Raw genomic sequence first — 22,085 nt, forward strand, 5'->3', positions numbered from 1 at the left:
GTTTACAACTGCTCTATTATAGCACATTTTTTCATAATGACTACTATTTTTAACTTCAGCCATTAAATAACCTTTAAATCAAAACAGTTTTATTTTTTCTGAATTCCTTGTACACTTACAAATAGGAGGGATTTATGTGAAAAAAGAACAAATAATTTTTTTATTATTATCTATTGTAACCACCTTCTCTATTGTTGGTATAGGAATTTCAATATCTTTAGGAAGTATCCTTGTTTTTAGTTTATCCATATTGACGGCTACCATTTGCTGTGGGGTAGGTTTTTCTTTAAGGAAAAAACGAGCTACGCAAGCAAATTAATCAACATGAACTCAGAAAAGCGCAGTGAGCCTGCGGCGCTTCGATAAACAATGTTCTGACAAGCAACTTCTTGAATACACATTTTGCAAACTTTTCGACGAGTAACAATAGGAGCAAATAGGACCTGAAGCTAGACATCAAGTACTACTAAAACACAAATATTTTTAAAAAAGAACCCGCTTATAGGAGTACTTAGGAAAGTCCTCTTAAAAGTTGGGTTCAATTTATCCTTTGGTAATTTTAAACTTTAAACTTATTTAATTCTTCTTGTAATTCTGCAGCCATCCTCGCTAGTTCTGCCGTTGCAATTGTCATTTCATGAACGATGGCCGATTGTTGCTCCGATGCTGCTGAAACATTTTGAGCATAATCATCATTGGAAACGGATATCTCTCTAACTGCGACAACCATTTCTTTCATTTGTTTTGTCTCTTCTAAAATGCTCATGACCGACCCGTAAAAATTTTCGGTTAAGATATTAACATCTTCAAATGAAAGAGAGATTTTCTCGAAAGCTTGTCCAGTTTTTTCAACAACTTGAATTCCAGATTGTGTTGACTTTGTGCTTTGATCCATAATCTCTACCGATTCACCAATTCCTCGTTGGATTTCTTGAATTAATGAATTGATTTCACTTGAAGCCTGGCTTGATTGTTCAGCTAATTTACGAACTTCATCTGCCACGACCGCAAAACCTTTTCCATGTTCACCAGCACGAGCTGCTTCAATTGCTGCATTTAAAGCTAATAAATTAGTTTGATCAGCAATGTTAGTAATGATTGAGATAATTTCTTCAATCTTTTTCGACTTTTGATTAAGTTTGTGAATAGTAGCTGCCGACTGTTTCACTTGAGAATTTATTTTATTCATTTGACTTATTACTTCTCTAACTTGATGATTACCTTCATTTGCAAGCTCAGAATGTTCATTGTTTGTATTTTTCATCAGGGTAATATCACTTGAAATCACATGCATTTTTTCTAAAATCCCTTGTGTACCTAGATCTAAACGAATTGAATATTGTGACTGTTTATTATTATTAGTTGCTACATCTTGAATAGAATTTGCTACTTCACTGACCGATTTATTCGTTTCCTCAGCACTTGCAGTTAATTGCTCAGCACTAGCAGCAACACTTTCAGATGTCTGACTAATCTTTTGAATCATCGCCTTTAACTTCGAAATGGCTTGATTATAATGCATTCCCATCTTACCAAATTCATCTTTTGTATTTATTGAAACTTGGTTGGTGAAATTCCCTTCAGCTAACAACCCGATATTTTCTAAAAATTGGTTAACTTGTCTCGAAATTTGATTACTGAAGAATATAATCACCACTACAGAAAAGAGAATGACACCTAACATAATCAGAACAGATTTTTTTAACAATGACTGTACAACTTCGTATAACTCATTAGTAGGGGCAAGTGCTACTAATTTCCAATCAGTACGTTCAAATGTCACAAAATAAGCTTCCCAGTCTTCATTTGCTATTGAGACCGTTTCAACACCCTTTACTTGACCGGAAACCGCTCTCCCAAGACTAGATAATTCCTCATCTTCTGTTATCGGTTGGGCCATAACTTTATCGCTATCTTGATGGGCAATGAATTTTCCATTAGAGGCTATCATCAATAAGTAACCTGATTTTTCAAATACCTCTTGAGCAACGAGCATTTGCACTGTTGTTAAATCATAATCAGCAGTAACGACTCCGACAAATTTGCCCGTTTGATAAATGGGCACAGCCGTAGTAATTATCGTCATCCCACTAGTTTCATCATAGTAAGGATCTGTCCAGGCTACATTTCCTTCTCCAACACTTTTCCCTGCGATATACCAATCTGTGTTAGGATAATCATATTCAGGTCCTTCATATTCCTCGGTATAAACTGAGCTATCCCCATCTTTATAAACATATGGTCCAAAATACTTATCTTCTGGGCTTGACTGATAGGGTTCTAACCAAATTCCTGCGCCTAATGTGTTGTCATTATTTTCAATCACCGTTTCGATAAACTTTTGATAGTCTTGTTTCGATAGTGACGTTCCTTTGGCTGAATATAAAGCTCTTATGCTCTGTGCGATTTGTTCATTTAAGTCAAATTCCCGCTCCATTTGTTCAGAAATGTATAATAACCTATTATCAACCTTATTTATTGTTAACTTCGTCATTTCCTCTTTAGCATCTAAAAAAATCAACGTAGTAATAAAAATCGATGATAGAAGAATAATTGGAATAAACAGGACTAATAGCTTCATGCGAATACTTGAAAATGATCGAAATAGATTCATAAACATCTTCCTTTTACATTTGATTTCGAACCTTTATACAGAAAATTCAATACATAAACAAGCACCCACTTACCCACTAACCTTGTCAAAATTCAATTATAATCCTTAAAGATCGAAAAATATTTTATTAATAAACAAATTCCCTTGTATTAGCTCATAAATTAACATTCTTACAGTTTGAGTAATAATACTTCTGAATGAATATTACAATAACCAGCACCATAGAAATAACTACCAATAGCAAATTTGAATTAGAAGTTACCTTCAAAGAAATTTGAGTAAATTATTAAATTAGTGGTTCATTACACTATAATATAAAGGATTTAGAAAAAACTATTTATTCAATTTAGCTCATCCCTTTTTAAAAATTAGTTCTTGTAGCTGTTCGTATAAACCAGGCTTAGCAACGCAGATCGTGCCAGCTTTTAGTAAATTGATTTGTTCACCTTCTACCGTGGTTATCCGTCCCCCTAATTCTTCAATAATGATCGCTCCAGCAGCAAAATCCCATGGAGATAGATTAAGACTAATGTACGCATCTGTTCGATTAGCAGCAACGGAAGCAATTTCAATAGCAGCTGAACCATAGGAACGAGTTCCACGACACTCTTTAACAAGTGAGAGCATTCTCGTGTCTTCAACAATCCATCCGGAATTAATCGCAATCAACGCTTCTTTGAGGTTAGCTTCATTTAACTTTGGTAGCTTCGTATTATTTAAAAAAGCACCTTCTCCTTTTACAGCTGTAAATAGTTCATCAGCCATAACATCGTAGATGATCCCTATCTTCCCGACCGCCTCCTCATAAATACCAACAGAAATGGCGAAATGACGTTGTTGATGAACAAAATTAGTCGTTCCATCAATAGGGTCAATAATCCATACAATTCCATTAAGTGTTTCTAAATCTTGTCCAGTTCCCTCTTCACCTAAAATCAAATGTTCTTGAAATTCTTTGTTAATCTCTTCATTAAAAAAGGCTTCTATTTTCCTATCCATTTCTGTAACTAAGTCATTAGGGTTTGATTTATACTCTATAGTACGTTCGTCTTTTAGTGAATCTTTAATTAACTTAGCAGCTTCTCTCACTAACTCTTTTGCCCTATTTGCAATATATCCCCAATCGTTATTGCTCATTTTCATAACCCCTTTGTATGTATTACTTCTATTATGTCATAAACAAGTCTGAATAATAAAGAATCAGCATGAACTGCTTTGTCCCGAAAATCATGTCAAGACACCTACAATAGTAAAAAGCCGCTGGATTTCCCTTCTCTTCGCTGTATAACTCTAACGAATTTTAGAGGCTCGTTCAAGGAAATCCAACGACAACATCGGCTACTTTCGCCTTCGCTGTATCTAGTTCCTATAAGGGGCTCAATCAAGAACTCAACCGAAGATCTGTCCACAAAAAGATGAAACAGTTGACCACCATCTTCAAAATTCAATAGTCAATCTGTATCACCTTAGCAAATCCCACTACACTTCAAGACGAACAAGCTCTTTACGGAATTTCTCTAGGTTTTTTTTACACTTTTCAATTATACCAAAATCTTCAGCAACCATCGCATCGTGTAGAGTTGCCAACTCATAATCAATTTCAAGCCGAAGAACAGCGATTCTTTTCTCACCATCAGTTTTTTTAAACGTATGAATTACTTGTTCCATGGTAACCTACACTCCTTTTAGTCGTTTATATTTTTAAACAATAAGCTTCATATAAGAATTGAGGAGAAGGAATTAACGGAATTTTCTGATTTATCGGTTCTTATTATAACATATGTTGTGTCGATTAGAATGTTTCTAACTTCGGTAATCTTTTATAAGTTTGCTGGGAAATTTTCTAACTAGAATAGAATTTATCTTCCGTTATTACAAATACAAATTACCACTAATAGCTCTATCCTAAACTAGGCAATTATTTTTATTTAACATTAACGAAACAGATTCTTTATGCTATATTTTCAAGTTATGGTAAAATAGTTTCAAATTATTACGGAGAGGAATTGATTTGAATGTTTCCTGGTTTTACAAAAAAGGATTTCGAAACATTTTCGATTGATGGATTAGAAGAACGGATGAGTGCTATTCAAAAAAGGATACAACCTAAATTTAGGGAGATTGGAGAAGTTCTTTGCGGTGACCTTTCAGCTGTAAGCGGTAATGAAATGTTTTTACACGTTGCAAAACATGCAAGACGAACCGTTAATCCCCCAAAGGATACTTGGTTAGCCATTTGCCATGATAAACGTGGCTACAAGAAACATCCTCATTTTCAAGTCGGACTTTTCGATGATCATGTGTTCGTTTGGTTTGCACTTATTTACGAGGCTCCAAATAAAAAACAAATCGCAGAAAACTATTTGAATAATTTAGATGAAGTTTTTGAAACCATCCCAAAAGACTTTGTGATATCTTTAGATCATATGAAAAAAGAGGCTTATGCTGTGAAGGATTTAGACAAGCCTGATTTGGAAAACATGTTACTAAGGTTTCGAGATGTAAAAAAAGCTGAGTTTCTCGTTGGTCGCCACGTAGATGCAAATGATCCAATCTTATCAGATGGAAATCGGTTTATGGCACTTACTAAAGAAACAATGCAAACATTAATGCCACTATACAAAATGTCATTTTAGTACGTAAAACGATTGTGGAGATTTTGCAGACTTCTACAAAAAAATCAAGCTTGGCTTTTATCCAAGCTTGATTTTACTTTTGAGCGCATCTTTATTTAGTGCCTCTTTTACAACATTGTAACAGATATAGTTTGAGTCATTATCAAACTGCCTAAACAGTTGCTTCTCCTCACTTTTACTAGGTACAACCTCTTTAAATCGTCGATATAATTTAAGCATTTCCGCTCTTTCAATTCCATTTTCATAAGCTTTCTCAACCCCATGAAAAAATTGAACTACATCAATCACTTCTGCTTTCGTCCAGTCGAGAGATATCGGGATGTTAATATTCATTTTAAGACTCCTTGCGTTTGTAAGTTATAACACCTATTATATTACTCTTAATCTATAGCTGTTTCCATTTATTTTGAATTTCATTTACCTCTATGATCATTCTTTCAAAAAGTTCACTAACAGTTGGAATATCATTTATTAGACCGACTACCTGCCCTGCCCAACCAAAGCCTTCACTTTCTGCACCTTGATAAATAAATCTTTTATTCGCTTCACCACTAATATACTCCTTTAATGTTTCAAAGGTAGCTCCTCGCTCTTCCATAGAAATGATTTGATCGGTCCAACCATTTTTCAGCGCACGAGCTGGAGCCCCTAAACTCCGCTTAATAACGACTGTATCGTTTTCCGTTAAGTCAACCAGCTTTTGCTTATAAGCTTGATGGGCATGAACACATTCTTTTGTCGCTACAAAACGAGTACCCATCTCAATACCTTCAGCCCCTAAAGCTAGTGCTGCCATTAACCCTCTGCCATCACCTATTCCACCAGAAGCAATCACGGGTATAGAAACGGCGTCAACAACTTGTGGAATTAAAACGAGTGTACTTGTATCATTTCTCCCTAAATGACCGCCCCCCTCCTGACCAACAACCATAACTGCGTCAGCACCTAATTCTTCTGCCTTCACAGCTTGACGCTTTGCGGCAACTAAGACGATTTTTTTCACATTTGTCCCCCTAAGTTGCTCAAAAATTGGAGCTGGGTTCCCGCCAGTCATCGAAACAACAGAAACTCCCTCCTCAATCGCAACTTCAAGCATATCCCTAAACGGTCTCCCATGTTGCCCAATAGCAAAATTAACTCCAAAAGGTTTAGATGTCTTTTCTCTTACTTTATGAATTTCACTGCGAAGCTCTTCTGGCGTTGCTAGAGACATTGCTGTAATCTGCCCTAATCCACCTGCATTCGAAACAGCAGCAGCTAAGTCAGAATAAGCCAGGTACGCAAGCCCCCCTTGAATAATTGGATACTTTGTTTCTAATAAATCAGTTACTCTAGTTTTCACATTTACTCCCTCATTTCAAAAATAGCTTTTTAGTAAACGTATAACTATACAAACATTTCACTAATAATTTCTAGAAGAAAGAAGAAAACTCCTTTTAAACGCATTTTATTTCATTTTTCTCTTTGAATTTTTATGCTAATTTGATATACTCATTTTGTTTTGAAGAATTCAATAAATTTTTGTCGTTTTACGAAAATATATTAGAACGGTCCGTTTAACAATCGACGTTAATATATTTAATTTATGTTAAGAGGTGTAACTATTATGTCACAACAAAAAACTCCACTATTTACTGGATTACTTGAACATGTTAGTAAAAATCCAGTTCAGTTTCATATTCCAGGACATAAGAAAGGAACTGGGATGGATCCTGAGTTCCGTAACTTTATAGGTGATAATGCCCTATCGATTGACTTAATAAACATCGGTCCTTTAGACGATCTTCATCATCCCCATGGAATGATAAAGGAAGCTCAACATTTAGCTGCGGAAGCTTTTGGAGCTGACCACACTTTCTTCTCTGTTCAAGGAACAAGTGGTGCAATTATGACGATGATTATGAGTGTTTGTGGACCTGGGGATAAAATTATCGTTCCTAGAAACGTACATAAATCAATCATGTCAGCGATTATCTTTTCTGGTGCGACACCGATTTTCATTCATCCAGTCATTGATCCAGATTTAGGGATTTCTCATGGGATTACGACTGAGACTGTAGAAAGAGCGTTAAAAGCACACCCTGATGCTAAAGGAGTATTGGTCATCAACCCTACCTATTTTGGTATATCAGCCAATTTAGAAAAAATAGTCGATATTGTTCACAGTTATGGGATACCTGTTCTTGTAGATGAAGCACATGGAGTTCACATTCATTTTCATGATGAGCTGCCGATGTCAGCGATGCAAGCTGGCGCTGATATGGCTGCAACTAGTGTCCATAAGCTTGGTGGCTCGATGACCCAAAGCTCCGTTTTAAATGTAAGAGGTAACTTAGTTTCTCCGAAACGAGTCCAGTCAATTATTAGTATGCTTACAACCACTTCTACCTCTTATTTACTTCTAGCTTCGCTTGACGTTGCTAGAAAGCAATTAGCGACAAAGGGTCACGATTTAATTGATCGGACAATTAAATTAGCAAATAAAACACGAAACGAGATAAATAAAATAAATGGCTATTATTGTGTCGGTCCTGAAATTTTAGGTACAAAAGCGACATACGATTTCGATCCAACAAAAATGATTATCTCTGTCAAAAATCTAGGCATTACTGGCTATGAGGTAGAAGTTTGGTTACGTGAAAACTACAATATAGAGGTAGAACTTTCCGATCTTTATAACATTCTTTGCATTATTTCGATTGGTGATGATAGTTCAACTACAGGTATTTTGATTAATGCATTAAGAGAATTGTCTAACAAACATTTAGTAAACGGACAGCCTCAAGAAAAGAAGGCGATCGCTGTTCATGTTCCTGACATTCCAACACTAGCGCTGTCTCCTCGCGATGCTTTTTATTCGGAAACAGAAGTCATTCCTTTTAAAGATGCTGCTGGGCGTATCATCGCTGAATTTGTCATGGTGTATCCACCTGGAATTCCAATTTATATCCCAGGAGAAATAATTACTGAAGAAAACATTGAATATATTCAAGAAAATATCGATGCAGGCTTACCAGTTCAAGGACCTGAAGATGAAACATTTAAAAACATCCGGGTTATCAAAGAACATAAAGCAATTAGTTAATGTGATATACTATTACAAAAAAAGGGTAGACACAAATTGTCTACCCTTTCTATAGTTTTTTGTTAAAGTTTAGTTTTCACACTGGCTATCTTTACAATTTTCACAGCTTGATCCATAAAATGTCGACACCTTTTCAGCCTCAATATGCTCCATCTCTCCACAAGTTTGACAAATGATTACACCCATCCACTTCACCCCTCCAGCTTTTTGTAAGCGTTTCAATAACCTTATCTTAATAATAATATGTCACATATACCCTGTCAACTATAAATTGTATAACACATTTAAAAGTTTAATAACATAAAAAAAAGCCAAACCAGAGGCTTAGCTTTTCTTATTTAATATTGAGTTTCAAAACTCATCGTTGGCAGCTTTTGGGCAAAAAACAGTGCAAGATCTTTTGCTTCATCCTCACAATTGATCCGGAATACTTTCTTTACATGCTCCCAATCCTCAGCTTCCTCTGCACAAAGTAAAGTTGATCGTCCTGTTTGCATGCAGACTACAAGAGGCTTTCCAAAGAACATATTTGTGTATACAATTCCAAAATCATAGCGCGCATTCTCAGTAGTAAACCCAATAAACTGGACTTTCACGTCTTCTTGCTCGTCATAAAGTCTTTCAAACAAGTTCAATAATAACGCCTCCTTTTAAAGTTTTCTGAATTTTATTATAACTAAAATAAGTATTATCGTCAATTGTATATTTTGTGAACACAATTAAATAATTAACCAAAATAAAAATTTAGAAATACACTGAAAACCTTTTAAATTGTAACCATATTGTTAATACTAATTAATATAGATAGTTATAACTATAATTAACTTATGCATAACCATTATCAATTAACACTCATAATTATCAATTGAAGTCTTTAAATATTTACCCTTCACTTCTATAAACCTCGTGATCTCATGAAGAAAGATTTGGTCTTCGTCAGATACAATATACTCTGCATTTTGACATTCAACGTATAATATCCCTATCAAGTGGTGTCCATCGTAAAATGGGGCATATGCCTTTGTTTTACCTTCTTCACTATCTATGGTAACTTTACCCCTTATACTACAAATACTAAACATCCCTTCACCGAATTTAACAAGTTTTTTTTCAGATATATGTTTTGTTCCGATTAAATAAGAAAACTGACCATTTTGAGAGAGGTAGATCGCTACCCCAAAACGCTTAGGAAGATGCTTGCCGATAGTATTAATAATGCCTAAGTAAAATTCATGACGTGTAGAAACTCGATCTGCAATCATACCAACTTCAAGTCTAAGTTCATCAAGTTTGTCTGACTTATTCATTAAAATCCCTCCATTATGTCTCGGCCTAAATCTGCAAACATCTTCTATCCAATTTTCTATAATGATTATCGCTCATTTTAGAACAGCAACTCAAACAGAATAGCATAGCACAGCCGCAAATGCTGTCATGTTTTGTAGGATAGTTGGAAATAATTTTAGTAAGTGAGGAGATTCAAGATGACAGCAAAAAAACTAAGAACGAAATCACAACTATTTATATTACTGGCCTTTTTTTCAGTTCCAATTTTAGATATTTTTCGGTTAGATTTAATAACTCAATCCTTTTACCTTTTTAGAAAAGGATTTTCTTTTGGAGTTGGCTTTATATATTTATTTGCTGTCCTTTTGTTAGTGATCGTTTTTTTAGCTATCTCCAAATGGTATGAACGAAAGTTTTGTAGCTGGGTATGTCCGCACAACACAGTTGTAAATGTTCTTTATAAACTCTCCTCCCAAGCATTTCTAAAAAAGAGACCCAAATTAAAAACAGTGACAATGTTTATAACTTCTCTAATCGTATCAATATCAGCTTCTTTTGGGTTATTGGCCTATTTTATTAATCCAACATATTTAGCTGCTACAATTATAAACCTACAACTGTTATCAGTTGTAGGAACATTTTTTGTTTTTTTAACGACCATTTTTTTCTTGATTATTCATCATTTAAAACAACGCTTTTGTTCAAACGCTTGCCCATATGGGCATTTTCAGAAGTTATTTGCAGATAAATCCAAAAAAGAAAATCATTTTAGTTTTTTAAAAGGTATAAATTTATTATTACTAACCCTCTTAATTGGCTTGCTGTTTTCTTTAGTCGCATTTAGCCTTACTAGCAACCAGTACACAGTAAAAATTTCAGAGAATGTAATAGGAGTACAACTAGAAGATTACAAAATATTTTCTTTTGATATCCAAATTCGAAACTTAGCTAGCAGAGTTCACTCGTTTTCGGTAAATGCCGATATTCCTTTAAATTGGGATTTGATGAACGATGAGTTTATTACTGTAGATCATAATGAAACACAAAAATCCTCCTTAATTTTTAAAATACCAAAGGAAGATTTCCATAAAAATTATTTAATCACAATTGAAATCAAAAATATCACGACAAATACGATTGAAACTAAAAATATTGCCATTCACTCTTAAACTTAACTTTAGTCACCAAAGATACCTAAAACAATTCGTTTTACTTGCTCTGGTGTGTACTGTTTCCAGAACAACTCACCATAAATAAGGATATCTTGATGGAGATGTATTTGTGTGCCATCACCATTGACAGCTCCACTTGTACCAGAATTCCCGACATAACCTATTACAGTGTCCTTAGAAACCTTGTTTCCAACCTTAATATTATCACCAATTGCATCAAGATGAGCAAATCGAATCATGACACCTTTTTCATACTGAACCCAAACTTGCCTTCCACGAAGGCGATCAAAGATATATTGCGGCGTTTCCCCCAATTTACTTGTAACAGCTAAATCTTTGTTCCGAATTTGTGGTGACGAGTATTCATCATAATTATTGTCAGCTCTCACAACAATACCATCAGCCATTGCATAAACAGGTGTAGTGGTAGATATATGTTGACCTGAAGAATAAGGATACCAATCAATACCCTCATGATATCCATTTCGATAAGGTCTTTTGGCACCTGGCAGGTGATTTGGGATCGTACTCGCTTGAGCTCCCTCGATTGGTTTATCAAGAAAAGATAAGTATTCAATCATTTCTTCAACGGTCATTTCCTCATTCAGACGACCATTTAAATTTGATTGGCTAGCCATTAAGCCTTCATAGGATTTCGAAAAAGTGATGCTTTCATTGCTTAATACAACATCCATTCCTAGCACTTTATCTAAAAAGCTTGTTGGCAAATAAACATCTTCCTTAAAAAGAACTAATTCTATGTCATCATATGGTAAATACATACCAGACATCTCGACAACCGGCACTCCATAAACCATTTTATATACATGATCACCAATCTCCATTTTTAATAATCGATGTATTTCGTTATAATCGTATTTACCTTCAACAACAGCCATTAAATCTGCAACTAGAAATAATGTCTGGTCAAATATTTGATGAAGCATCAATTCCTTAACCTCAATAATATTCTGATGAGTGAGGGAGTTATCTGCTTCTTCTATCGAAAATTTTTTTTGCTGTTGATCATCTTGGTTATTCAAACCACAAGCCGTCGTTACTAAGAAGCTAGCCAATATTAGTAAAAGACGTTTAGTTCTATTTATCCGTTTCATCCGTTTCACCCTTCACAAATTACTAGCTTCTATTTTCGCCATCAAAAAACATCGTTAAACCCTGTGAAAAAAACTTTATCTGTTCGCTTCAGAAAAGCCTCATGGCTGCGAGAGCATGCAAAAGGAGGCTGTCCCAAAACAAAGTGTCAAACACCAATGAAAGTTCACTTTCACCGGTGTCAGACGCTTTTGTGACAGCCTCCTTTTTAAACATTATTCGATTTCCTTAGGATCTACAAAACCGTAACCTTTCTCTTTTAGGCCCTCAATAATATCTGGCAATGCCTCTAATGTCCAGGGGTGATCATGCATTAGTAAGTTTGCACCAGGTCGGAGTAAAGTGGTATTGACCATTATATCCGCCAATGCATTCTTTTCCATATATTCTTTATTGAAATCATAACCATATGTCCAATTCATCCACTGCATCGACTCTTCTGTAACTACCTGTTTAGACACCTCTGTATTAACTCCAAAAGGGGCTCTGAAAAACCTCGGTCTTTCGCCTGTTATTTCTTCAATTAAGTCATTGAGTTCGATAATTTCTTGCCTTTGTTTCTCTTCTGATAAGTTTTTTAAGTTTGGATGATTCATCGTATGGTTACCAATTTCAAAACCAAGCTCATAGATCGTTTTCAACTTTTCTCTACCAGCTTCATCATTTATGAAATGACCATTCACAAAGAAAATGGCGTTAACATCTTTTTCTTTTAGCAAATTAGCCATCTCAACTGAATAGCGATTTGGCGCGTCATCAATTGTTAAGAGAACCACCTGCTGATCACCCAATTCATCGATAGGTTTAACAGTATGATCACTTTGCAATATGTATCGAGGTACCCTCTCTACTTGTTCTATTTTTAACTCTATCTCAGATTCATCTATAATACTTGCTTCTGGTTCTGCTCCATCTTCAATTGTCTCCTCTGTTACCATCTCAACGTCTTCAACAACTTGCTCTTCCTCAAGTGCATCACCACTAGAACATGCAACTGTCAAGAAAACAAACGTAACAACAACAAAAATAATTACAAACTTATTCATCGTATCACCCTAAATTAAATTTTTATAATCAATGAATTTCATAATTCATTATTTTTGCTACTAAGTCCTAAATGTAGTTGCGTTAAAACCATTGGCAACTACATTTAGTTTCAAATAGCTCGATTAAGGTAATTATGAAATTCACTCTTGTAATGTAACATAAGTTTTGATACTAGCATATGTTTTCACCCATGATCTACTTTTTGCATACTTTTCCATTTTAAACAAATACTTTATCTATTAAGACTTTTTAAAGGTGAAGATAAAATGAACCCACTTAAGTTTATCGGTCCGAGAATTATAAAAACTGGAATTTCCGTTTTCATTACTGCGATTGTCTGCATGAAATTAAATTTACCAGTCATATTCGCAGTAATTACTGCAATCGTTACAACTGAACCAACAGCTGCCGAATCGCTAAAAAGAGGTATCATTCGTCTTCCAGCCGCTGCAATCGGAGCTAGTTTCGCGTTAATTTTTGATATGTTTCTCGGTCATGGTGCTCTTACCTTCGCTCTTGTTAGCATGATGACTATTTTATTTTGTCATCGCTTAAAATTAGATAATGTAACATTAGTAGCTACACTTACAGCTGTAGCTATGATTCCGATTTCAAACGAGAGTATCCTTAGCGAATTTATTTTAAGACTATCCGGAACATCGTTAGGAATTATTATTTCTACACTAGTAAACTTTGCCGTATTACCTCCTAAATTCGGTCCATTACTCGTACAAAAAGTTAACCAACTTTATGTAAATACCGCAAAGCATTTAGAACAAATTATTTCTTCAATTGTGGAAGAAAAAGAGTTAAACTTGGATGTTACAACACGCGATCTTCATCAGGAATTAGATAAAGCCTTCAAAATTAGTGATTACCAAGAAGCTGAGTGGCAGTATCGTAAAACGAATGAGTTAGAAGAACGATCCTTTCATTTCTTACAACGGAAATTAGCACAACTACAAAGAATTATATTTCACGTAGGTAATTTAAGTTACATCACCATTAACAAAGACTTTTCTCCAGATGAAAAAAAGGTAGTACTAACATCGGTAGAATTTATTATTAACCTTTGTACGAACGTTCTCCAACATAATCAGAAAAGTGTTAGTTATGCACAAGAACAACTTTATGAGCTGTTAAAGAAGGAAATCCAGGATAAAGCAATGTATCAGCAAAAAGGGGCATTTCTACATGAACTTCTTGCTATTCTTGAATGTTTATCAGTAGTACAACAAGCTACATTGGCAGAACACTTTTTTTCTGAGAATAACAAAAACTATCCGGGATATATATTCGGAAAGCAAATTCAATATGATTAATTGCAATTAGTTAGTATAATTTTCTTTCAAGCTACTATTAGAATAATTCAATCATAATCTTTTCAATTATGTAACAGTTTCATTACGAACTGAAAATCCGTTCACTTCCGTGGTAAACTAAATAAAAATGTATAATTTTTATTCACCGAAAAAAGGAAGTGAATGGTACTGTGGTGAGATTAAGACTGATTATTGCTTTGATCCCAATCTTCCTATTATTAATGACAAGTTGCTCAAAAAGCGAAGAAATTATTACAAACTATCCTTTTCTACAGAAAAAAGATGAAAACATTACATTACTTTTCTCAGATGAACACTATATTAGTGCAGAAGGAGATTATTACGATGCCCTTTTAGATGTCAAAAAAAAGTATCCAGAAAAAATTCGTTCGTTTAATATTATTCAATCATCTGATCGTGACTTAGTTCGTCATTATCAAATTGAAGAATATCCGACTTTATTAGTTATACATAATGATCTTATTACTATACGCGTTGAAGGCGCTTTGAAAAAATACGAAATTTTAACAATGCTTGAAGAAGGATTGTTACAGAAATAAAGAGGATGACTTTACCTAAGTCATCCTCTTTATTTGGTTCTTCGTTCTTATTTTACAATATGGATCGGCATTCCAATAGCAACCTCAGCAGTTTCCATTGTGATTTCACCTAACGATGGATGAGCATGAATTGTCATTGCAATATCTTCAGCTGTCATTCCCGCCTCTATCGCAACACACGCTTCAGAAATCATATCTGATGCATTTAAGCCAGCAATTTGAACTCCTAGTACTAACCCATCTTCTTTTCTAGTAACCATTTTCATAAAGCCATCTGTTTCATTTAATGATAACGCACGACCATTTGCGGCAAATGGAAATTTAGAAACTACAACGTCATAGCCCGCATCTTTCGCCTCTGCCTCAGTTAATCCAACTGAAGCTAATTCAGGACCAGAGAAAACAACAGCAGGAATAGCCAAGTAATCGACTTCTGCCGGGTGACCAGAAATAACTTCGGCAGCTACCTTACCTTCATAAGAAGCTTTATGTGCAAGTGCCGGTCCATCAACAATATCACCAATTGCAAAAATTCCATTTACATTTGTTTTACATTGCTTATCAACTTTCACTAAGCCACGCTCAGTCATTTCAATTCCAGCTTGCTCTAAACCAAGATCTTCAGTGTTTGGACGGCGCCCAACAGTTACTAAAACGTAATCCGCTTCAAACGTTTGTGTTTCGCCTTTTATTTCAGCAGTAACTTTTACACCATCAGCAGTTTCTTCTACACCTTGCGCCAATGCATTTGTAAAAATTTGCGCTCCATTATTCTTTAAACGCTTTGTTACCAATTGGCTCATTGGTTTCTCAAAACCAGGTAAAACTTGATTGCCGCCTTCTAAAATGATCAATTCAGTTCCAAGGTTGGCATACGCAGACCCTAACTCGACACCAATATATCCACCACCGATTACGATCATTTTTTTAGGAACTTCTTGAAGCGCTAGAGCTCCAGTTGACGAAATAACACGCTTGCTCCATTTAAAAGCAGGCAATTCAATTGGTCTAGAACCAGTAGCGATAATACAATGATTAAATTTGTATGTTTGTGATGATTTTTCGTCCATAATTCGAACAGTATTCTCATCAACAAAAAATGCTTCGCCTCTAACGATATCCACTTTATTACCCTTCAATAAAGCTTCGACACCGCCAGTAAGTTTGTTTACAACCGACGATTTCCACTTTTGTACTTTTGAAAAATCTAAGGTTACGTTACCTACTGTAATTCCCATATCTTCAGAATTAGTCGCATCATGGTACTTATGTCCAGCAGCAATTAAAGCTTTTGAAGGAATACAACCTACATTTAAGCAAACTCCACCTAAATTTTCTTTCTCGACAATCGTTACTTTTTGACCAAGTTGTGCCGCACGAATTGCAGCGACATAACCTCCAGGACCGGCACCAATAACGAGCGTTTCTACTTCTACCGCAAAATCTCCTACTACCATTTTTTTACGCCTCCATAACTAATAATTGTGGATCGTTCAGTAAGCGTTTAATATGATTTAACGCATTTTGTGCAGTTGCACCGTCAATTAAACGATGATCAAAACTTAACGATAACGCAAGAACCGGAGCAACAACAATCTCTCCATTTTTAACGACTGGTTTTTCAGCGATTCGTCCAATACCTAAAATAGCTACTTCCGGGTGATTAATTACCGGAGTAAACCATTGACCGCCTGCTGAACCAATGTTTGTGATTGTACAAGAACCACCTTTCATCTTATCTGGCGATAACTTTCCATCACGTGCACTTGTCGCTAACTCACTAATTTCCGCAGAAATTTTGAAGATCGATTTACGGTCAGCATCCTTGACAACAGGAACTAGTAAACCTTTTTCAGTATCAGCTGCAATACCGATATTATAATAATGCTTATATACAACCTCTTCGTTAATATCGTCAATTGAGGCGTTTAATGTTGGGTATTCTCGCAAAGCAGAAGTAAGTGCTTTAACAACGTATGGTAAGTATGTTAATTTAATACCTTTATCAGCTGCGATTCCTTTGAATTTCTTACGATGCAAAACTAAGTCAGTTACATCAATTTCATCCATTAATGTTACGTGTGGAGCAGTGTGCTTTGAATTTACCATTGCATTTGAGATGGCTTTACGAATACCACTCATTTTTTCACGAGTCTCTAACTCACCATGAACAGCTTCATATGGCTTAACAGCTTTCTTTTCGCTCGCACTCTTATTTTCAGATACCGGTGGTTTAGCTTCAGTAACTGTAGTCTCATCAATAGTTTTTGGAGCAGCTGTACCGAAATTATCTATGTCAGCTTTTAAAATACGACCATTATTTCCAGTGCCATTTACTTTACGGATGTCGATACCTTTTTCTCGAGCATATTTACGAACAGATGGCATCGCAATAATTCTTCTAGATTCATCAACTTCTGCCACTACCTCAGCTACAACGTCTTCTTTAGTTGTTGTAACAGCAGGAGCAGTATCCTCTTCCTCATCATGATGACCGTGGGCTGATGCAGGGATTTCACCATCATAATCGATTGTTACTAGAACATCTCCAACAACTGCTACAGTCCCTTCTGTAACTTTTAACTCTAATATTTTACCTTCTACCGGTGATGGTATTTCAACAACAGCTTTGTCATTTTGAACCTCTAGTAGAATATCGTCCTCTTTAACTTCATCTCCTGGTTTGACAAACCATTTAACAATCTCACCTTCATGAATTCCTTCACCGATATCAGGAAGTTTAAATTCAAACGCCACTAAAAACGCCTCCCTATTCTCATCTTCAAAAATAATGCTTTTAGAATTATCAAGAACCTTCTTTAAGTATAAACTATTGCTGCAATGTGTATGAGGTCTATAAATTCAAGTCAGTCCAATGCGTGAAAAAGAAGCGAAACGCTTCTTTTTTAATTTAGAAGTTAATAACTGTTTTCGCTTTTTCTACGATTTCCTTATATCCAGGTAACCAAACATCTTCTGCAGATGCAAACGGGAAAACAGTATCTGGTGAAGCTACACGAAGCACTGGAGCTTCTAAACTTAAAATTGCTCTTTCAGTAATTTCGGCAACGATATTTGCAGCAATTCCAGCTTGGATTTGTGCTTCTTGAACAACGATGGCACGATTTGTCTTCTCAACAGAGGTGATGATTGCATCTATATCAATTGGGCTAATTGTACGTAAGTCAATTACTTCCGCTTCAATTCCTTCTTTAGCTAATTCTTCAGCAGCTTTGAGTGACGAATGAACCATTGCACCATAAGTAATAATAGAGATATCTTTCCCTTCACGCTTTACGTCGGCTTTCCCTAATTCAATTGTGTATTCCCCTTCAGGTACTTCACCTCGAAAAGAACGGTAAAGCTTCATATGCTCTAAAAATACTACTGGATCATTGTCACGAATAGCTGAAATTAACAATCCTTTTGCGTCATATGGTGTCGCAGGGATAACAACTTTTACACCAGGAGTTTGAGCCATTAACCCTTCTAAACTATCGGCATGTAATTCAGGTGTTTTTACCCCACCACCAAAAGGAGAGCGAATTGTAACTGGGGAATGATATTTCCCGCCAGAACGGTAACGCATACGTGCCATTTGTGCAGCAATCGAATCGAAAACCTCAAATACGAAACCAAAGAATTGAATTTCCATAATCGGTCGAAAACCAGTTAAACCTAGACCAATTGCAAGTCCGCCAATTCCCGATTCAGCTAATGGAGTATCAAATACTCGATCTTCTCCAAATTCAGCTTGAAGACCTTCAGTAGCACGGAATACCCCACCGTTCTTACCTACGTCCTCTCCGAATAGAAGAATGCTTTCATCACGTTTTAACTCTACGCGCATGGCATCTGTAATTGCTTGGATCATTGTCATTTGTGCCATAGTTTATTTCGTCTCCTTTGCTTTATATTGTTCCATTTGCTCTTGTAAATTATTAGGAAGCGTTTCATACATAAATCCAATTAAATCAGTCACTTTTTGCTTTGGTGCTCCATCAGCTTTTTTTATAGCCGCTTTAATATCCTCTTTCGCTTGCTCTACAACTTCATTTTCTTGTTGTTCTGACCATAAGTTTTTATTTTCTAAGAATTTACGGAAACGAACTAGTGGATCTTTCTTTTCCCACTCATCATCTAAATCTGTTGTTCGATAACGAGTTGGATCATCACCAGCCATTGTATGAGGACCATAACGATAAGTTAACGTTTCAATTAGAGTTGGTCCATCTCCTCTTAAACCACGTTCACGTGCTTCTTCGGTCGCAGCGTAGACTGCTAGAACATCCATACCATCTACCTGAACACCATGAATTCCCGCAGCAACTGCTTTTTGCGCAATTGTTCTTGCTGCTGATTGCTTTTCAACCGGGGTTGAAATCGCAAAGCGATTGTTTTGAACGACAAAGATCGCTGGTGCAGCATATGCTCCTGCAAAGTTTAACCCTTCATAGAAATCACCTTGAGAAGCTCCTCCGTCACCTGTATACGTAATTGCTACAGTATTTGTATTTTTACGTTTAAGTCCTAAAGCAACTCCTGCCGCTTGGATAATTTGTGCACCGATAATAATTTGTGGCATTAACACGTTAACACCATCTGGCATTTGTCCACCTTTAAAATGGCCACGAGACCATAAAAATGCTTGTTCTAGTGGAACACCATGAAATACGATCTGAGGAATATCACGATATCCTGGTAAAATCCAATCGTTTTTTTCTAAGGCAAAATGAGATCCAAGCATTGAAGCTTCTTGCCCAGCAACAGGAGCATAGAAACCTAATCTCCCTTGACGATTTAACGAAATAGCACGTTGATCCCAAATTCTTGTATAGACCATACGCTTCATTAATTCTTGTAATTGTTCATCTCTTAATTTCGGCATCGCCGCCTCATTCACTACTTCTCCTTCTTCATTTAAAATTTGGAAGGTTTCAAATTGGCTTTCAACTTGCTCTAATGTTTTACTTTTCATCATATCACGTCACCTCTTCCTTTCTTATCAAAAGAAAATATAATTGCGCATAAAACTCTCATTTAGGTTGCCCATATTACAGATCAATACAACCGCTAAATAAAGCAAAATTTATCGATCTTTCTCGTAATTACATATTCCTAAAATAATCTGTATCACTTTACTGTTAGAAATAATGGTACAACACTTGCTATTTGAAATTAGTTTACAACATCATAAAATCAACTGTCAATGATTTTGTACTGATTTTACAAGGTTTTTTAACAACCCCACGAAACTCGATAACAATTACAATCTAAACTGTTACAGTGTTTTAAAATTTTCTGTATTATAAAATCCTGAAAACCCTTAAATAACAACATTTTCACAGTGTTAATACACTCATATCTGTTATATTTTGCTTCAAAAAACAAAAAGAGGATAATTCATGTTAGTAAACTCTTCAAAAGGAGATAATTAATTACCTTTTAAATTGTTCACTAAAATGAATATCCTCTATGTACTTAGTTGTATACAACATCTAATTCAGCGAAATCGTAAAATTCTCGCTTAAGTTCATTATATTGAATAGTGTATTCGTTAAACTTTTCTTTATATTGATTTACTCTTTCATATGAGATATTAACCTTATCATGTTGAGCTTCTAACTCGTCAATCGTTAAATCTTCTTTTTGTATTAGTTGATATAGCTCCAAGTCTAGAGTTATAGCCTCTTTATATTCGCGATATAGCTCTAAGTAAGTCTCATACCTGCTGTCCATTACAGTTACTAACTGATTGGCTAATTTTTTTAGATCTTCATCTTTGAACGTCTCTATTACTGCCTTTATCTTTGTATATTCTTCGTATGCCTCATCAATACTTTCTTTCTCTAACTCAATCATCGAAATTCGCGAATTAGCTAATTCCTCTGCATTACTTGCTAATGTTTTGATTTCATCTAAATCAGAAAGTTCTAGAATTTGATCATAAAGTTCATATTCATCAATTTCTGCTTTTGAGAGTGGTTCTTGTTGTTCTTCAAATGTTGACTCTAAGCTAACCGCTTTTTCTAAATGGTAATAAACTTCTTCTGCAGGATTCGTTTTTGCACAACCGACCGCTACTACCAGTAAGACTAGTATCAAAGCACTTTTGATTTTCTTTAATGTAAACACAATTTAAATCCCCCTTATAAAAAACTTTTCCACTTAGGGTGTTTCATTAAAACACTATACTAAAAAAAACATTTTGACAACATTTAAATGGTTTTTCTTTCACTTATATATATTTCTTTAACCTTTTTTTAGTACAAGTAATTTTATTATTTATAATGAAACTAGGTACTCATCCAACCACAGAATAGTTTCTTGCATAGCATATTATTAAATCGCAACCAAAGCGATAAAACTATTTAAGGAGGAATATCATTATGTACGGACACGGTTGTTGGGATCCATGTGGATTAGGTTATGGTGCTCCTGTTCATGCTGCTCCAGTAGCAAGACCTGCTGGAACTGGCTTCGCTTTAATTGTAGTACTTTTCATTTTATTAGTAATCGTAGGTGCCGCTTGGTACCCGAGAGCTTAATCTAGTACTACTTCTTCAAAAAACAATAAATTTATATTGGAAGGAACGAGAGTAATTTTTCTCTCGTTTCTTTCCTTTTTTTTAACTGTAGTATAATATTAAGATTAAAAAGTGATTGTAAGGAGTTGTGAGAGTATTGATAACAATGAAAGATGTCATCCAAGAGGGTCATCCCACTTTAAGAAAAGTTGCAAAAGAAGTTTCTCTACCCGCGTCCAAGGAAGATCAGGAAACTCTCCAAAAAATGATGGAGTTTCTACATAATAGTCAGGATCCCCAAATTGCTGAAAAGTATAATTTAAGACCTGGTGTAGGGCTTGCGGCACCTCAAATTAATGTCTCCAAGCGAATGATCGCTGTTTTAGTTACTGACCAAAATGAAAATTTATATGAGTACGCTTTGTATAACCCAAAAATAGTTAGTCATTCAGTGGAAATGACTCAATTAGAAAATGGTGAAGGCTGTTTATCTGTTGATAGAGATGTTTCAGGATTAGTACCTAGGTACGCAAGAATAACAGTTCAAGGAACAAATCTTGAAGGCGAAGACATTTCGGTCCGACTTCGCGGCCTCCCTGCAATCGTTTTCCAACATGAAATCGATCATTTAAACGGCGTTATGTTTTACGATAGAATTGAGGATGCTAAGGATCCACTTATGAAACCAGTGCCTGAACTATTTAAATAAAAGTAATAATGGA

General features: G+C 35.4%; 23 protein-coding genes. 8 read left to right on the forward strand and 15 right to left on the reverse strand.

Translation table 11 applies throughout. The features are described 5' to 3' along the window. Positions 1 to 136 precede the first annotated feature (136 nt). Positions 137 to 319, forward strand: a complete 183-nt coding sequence (locus ACK4M9_RS09400) for a DUF5325 family protein (protein ID WP_409849700.1) — start codon at positions 137 to 139, stop codon at positions 317 to 319. 240 nt (positions 320 to 559) lie between these two features. On the opposite strand, the gene ACK4M9_RS09405 is transcribed toward ACK4M9_RS09400, so the two are convergent. From ACK4M9_RS09405 to ACK4M9_RS09415, 3 genes are all read right to left on the reverse strand, one after another. Further along, positions 560 to 2,614: a methyl-accepting chemotaxis protein gene (locus ACK4M9_RS09405; protein WP_409849702.1), complete on the reverse strand. Its 2,055-nt coding sequence runs from the start codon at positions 2,612 to 2,614 to the stop codon at positions 560 to 562. A gap of 351 nt (positions 2,615 to 2,965) precedes the next feature. Next, on the reverse strand, positions 2,966 to 3,751 hold the full coding sequence (locus ACK4M9_RS09410; RefSeq protein ID WP_409849704.1) for an inositol monophosphatase family protein: 786 nt from the start codon (positions 3,749 to 3,751) through the stop codon (positions 2,966 to 2,968). Positions 3,752 to 4,093: 342 nt separating this feature from the next. Further along, entirely contained in the window at positions 4,094 to 4,282 is a 189-nt protein-coding gene (locus tag ACK4M9_RS09415; RefSeq protein WP_409849706.1) for a hypothetical protein, read from the reverse strand. 347 nt (positions 4,283 to 4,629) lie between these two features. Here ACK4M9_RS09415 and ACK4M9_RS09420 point away from each other — a divergent pair, with 347 nt between their 5' ends. Continuing rightward, the gene (locus ACK4M9_RS09420) at positions 4,630 to 5,250 is read left to right on the forward strand and encodes a YktB family protein (protein WP_409849708.1); all 621 of its coding nucleotides are present in this window, start codon (positions 4,630 to 4,632) and stop codon (positions 5,248 to 5,250) included. Between the two features lie 57 nt (positions 5,251 to 5,307). Here the strand turns inward: ACK4M9_RS09420 and ACK4M9_RS09425 are convergent, their stop codons facing one another. Further along, positions 5,308 to 5,583 (reverse strand): UPF0223 family protein, encoded by a 276-nt coding sequence (locus ACK4M9_RS09425; RefSeq protein WP_409849710.1) that lies wholly within the window; start codon positions 5,581 to 5,583, stop codon positions 5,308 to 5,310. A 52-nt stretch (positions 5,584 to 5,635) separates the two neighbouring features. After that, positions 5,636 to 6,592, reverse strand: coding sequence for an NAD(P)H-dependent flavin oxidoreductase (locus tag ACK4M9_RS09430; protein WP_409849712.1), 957 nt, complete (start codon positions 6,590 to 6,592; stop codon positions 5,636 to 5,638). Between the two features lie 264 nt (positions 6,593 to 6,856). Here ACK4M9_RS09430 and ACK4M9_RS09435 point away from each other — a divergent pair, with 264 nt between their 5' ends. Next, a complete protein-coding gene (locus ACK4M9_RS09435) occupies positions 6,857 to 8,335 on the forward strand; it encodes an aminotransferase class I/II-fold pyridoxal phosphate-dependent enzyme (protein WP_409849714.1) in 1,479 nt (492 codons plus the stop codon). Positions 8,336 to 8,404: 69 nt separating this feature from the next. Here the strand turns inward: ACK4M9_RS09435 and ACK4M9_RS09440 are convergent, their stop codons facing one another. The 3 genes from ACK4M9_RS09440 to ACK4M9_RS09450 form a co-directional block, all read right to left on the reverse strand. Then, on the reverse strand, positions 8,405 to 8,521 hold the full coding sequence (locus ACK4M9_RS09440; protein WP_409849716.1) for a GapA-binding peptide SR1P: 117 nt from the start codon (positions 8,519 to 8,521) through the stop codon (positions 8,405 to 8,407). A 152-nt stretch (positions 8,522 to 8,673) separates the two neighbouring features. Then, positions 8,674 to 8,970 (reverse strand): DUF3055 domain-containing protein, encoded by a 297-nt coding sequence (locus ACK4M9_RS09445; RefSeq protein ID WP_409849718.1) that lies wholly within the window; start codon positions 8,968 to 8,970, stop codon positions 8,674 to 8,676. Positions 8,971 to 9,180: 210 nt separating this feature from the next. Next, positions 9,181 to 9,642, reverse strand: coding sequence for a hypothetical protein (locus tag ACK4M9_RS09450; protein ID WP_409849720.1), 462 nt, complete (start codon positions 9,640 to 9,642; stop codon positions 9,181 to 9,183). Positions 9,643 to 9,819: 177 nt separating this feature from the next. Here ACK4M9_RS09450 and ACK4M9_RS09455 point away from each other — a divergent pair, with 177 nt between their 5' ends. Next, positions 9,820 to 10,791, forward strand: a complete 972-nt coding sequence (locus ACK4M9_RS09455) for a 4Fe-4S binding protein (protein ID WP_409849722.1) — start codon at positions 9,820 to 9,822, stop codon at positions 10,789 to 10,791. A gap of 8 nt (positions 10,792 to 10,799) precedes the next feature. Here ACK4M9_RS09455 and ACK4M9_RS09460 read toward each other — a convergent pair whose 3' ends face one another. Further along, on the reverse strand, positions 10,800 to 11,909 hold the full coding sequence (locus ACK4M9_RS09460) for a M23 family metallopeptidase (protein WP_409849724.1): 1,110 nt from the start codon (positions 11,907 to 11,909) through the stop codon (positions 10,800 to 10,802). Between the two features lie 213 nt (positions 11,910 to 12,122). Then, a complete protein-coding gene (locus ACK4M9_RS09465) occupies positions 12,123 to 12,953 on the reverse strand; it encodes a polysaccharide deacetylase family protein (RefSeq protein ID WP_409849726.1) in 831 nt (276 codons plus the stop codon). A 267-nt stretch (positions 12,954 to 13,220) separates the two neighbouring features. Here ACK4M9_RS09465 and ACK4M9_RS09470 point away from each other — a divergent pair, with 267 nt between their 5' ends. Continuing rightward, entirely contained in the window at positions 13,221 to 14,276 is a 1,056-nt protein-coding gene (locus ACK4M9_RS09470) for an FUSC family protein (RefSeq protein ID WP_409849728.1), read from the forward strand. 170 nt (positions 14,277 to 14,446) lie between these two features. Next, positions 14,447 to 14,836 carry a hypothetical protein gene (locus ACK4M9_RS09475; protein ID WP_409849730.1) on the forward strand — a complete coding sequence of 130 codons (390 nt, stop codon included), beginning with the start codon at positions 14,447 to 14,449 and terminating at the stop codon, positions 14,834 to 14,836. Positions 14,837 to 14,883: 47 nt separating this feature from the next. Here ACK4M9_RS09475 and lpdA read toward each other — a convergent pair whose 3' ends face one another. The 5 genes from lpdA to ACK4M9_RS09500 form a co-directional block, all read right to left on the reverse strand. Beyond that, positions 14,884 to 16,293, reverse strand: a complete 1,410-nt coding sequence (gene lpdA / locus ACK4M9_RS09480; RefSeq protein ID WP_409849732.1) for a dihydrolipoyl dehydrogenase — start codon at positions 16,291 to 16,293, stop codon at positions 14,884 to 14,886. A 4-nt stretch (positions 16,294 to 16,297) separates the two neighbouring features. Further along, on the reverse strand, positions 16,298 to 17,593 hold the full coding sequence (locus tag ACK4M9_RS09485; protein WP_409849734.1) for a dihydrolipoamide acetyltransferase family protein: 1,296 nt from the start codon (positions 17,591 to 17,593) through the stop codon (positions 16,298 to 16,300). A gap of 154 nt (positions 17,594 to 17,747) precedes the next feature. After that, complete coding sequence (locus ACK4M9_RS09490; RefSeq protein ID WP_409849736.1) at positions 17,748 to 18,725, reverse strand: alpha-ketoacid dehydrogenase subunit beta; 978 nt, start codon at positions 18,723 to 18,725, stop codon at positions 17,748 to 17,750. A 3-nt stretch (positions 18,726 to 18,728) separates the two neighbouring features. After that, on the reverse strand, positions 18,729 to 19,814 hold the full coding sequence (gene pdhA, locus ACK4M9_RS09495; RefSeq protein ID WP_409849868.1) for a pyruvate dehydrogenase (acetyl-transferring) E1 component subunit alpha: 1,086 nt from the start codon (positions 19,812 to 19,814) through the stop codon (positions 18,729 to 18,731). Positions 19,815 to 20,317: 503 nt separating this feature from the next. Then, a complete protein-coding gene (locus tag ACK4M9_RS09500) occupies positions 20,318 to 20,971 on the reverse strand; it encodes a YkyA family protein (protein WP_409849738.1) in 654 nt (217 codons plus the stop codon). A gap of 254 nt (positions 20,972 to 21,225) precedes the next feature. Between ACK4M9_RS09500 and ACK4M9_RS09505 the strand changes: the two genes are divergently transcribed. Further along, positions 21,226 to 21,384 (forward strand): YjcZ family sporulation protein, encoded by a 159-nt coding sequence (locus ACK4M9_RS09505; protein WP_409849740.1) that lies wholly within the window; start codon positions 21,226 to 21,228, stop codon positions 21,382 to 21,384. 136 nt (positions 21,385 to 21,520) lie between these two features. Next, on the forward strand, positions 21,521 to 22,072 hold the full coding sequence (def, locus tag ACK4M9_RS09510) for a peptide deformylase (protein ID WP_409849742.1): 552 nt from the start codon (positions 21,521 to 21,523) through the stop codon (positions 22,070 to 22,072). The last annotated feature ends 13 nt before the right edge of the window (positions 22,073 to 22,085 follow it).

The organism is Anaerobacillus sp., assembly GCF_046314235.1.
In the GTDB taxonomy this organism is placed as follows: Bacteria; Bacillota; Bacilli; order Bacillales; family Anaerobacillaceae; genus Anaerobacillus.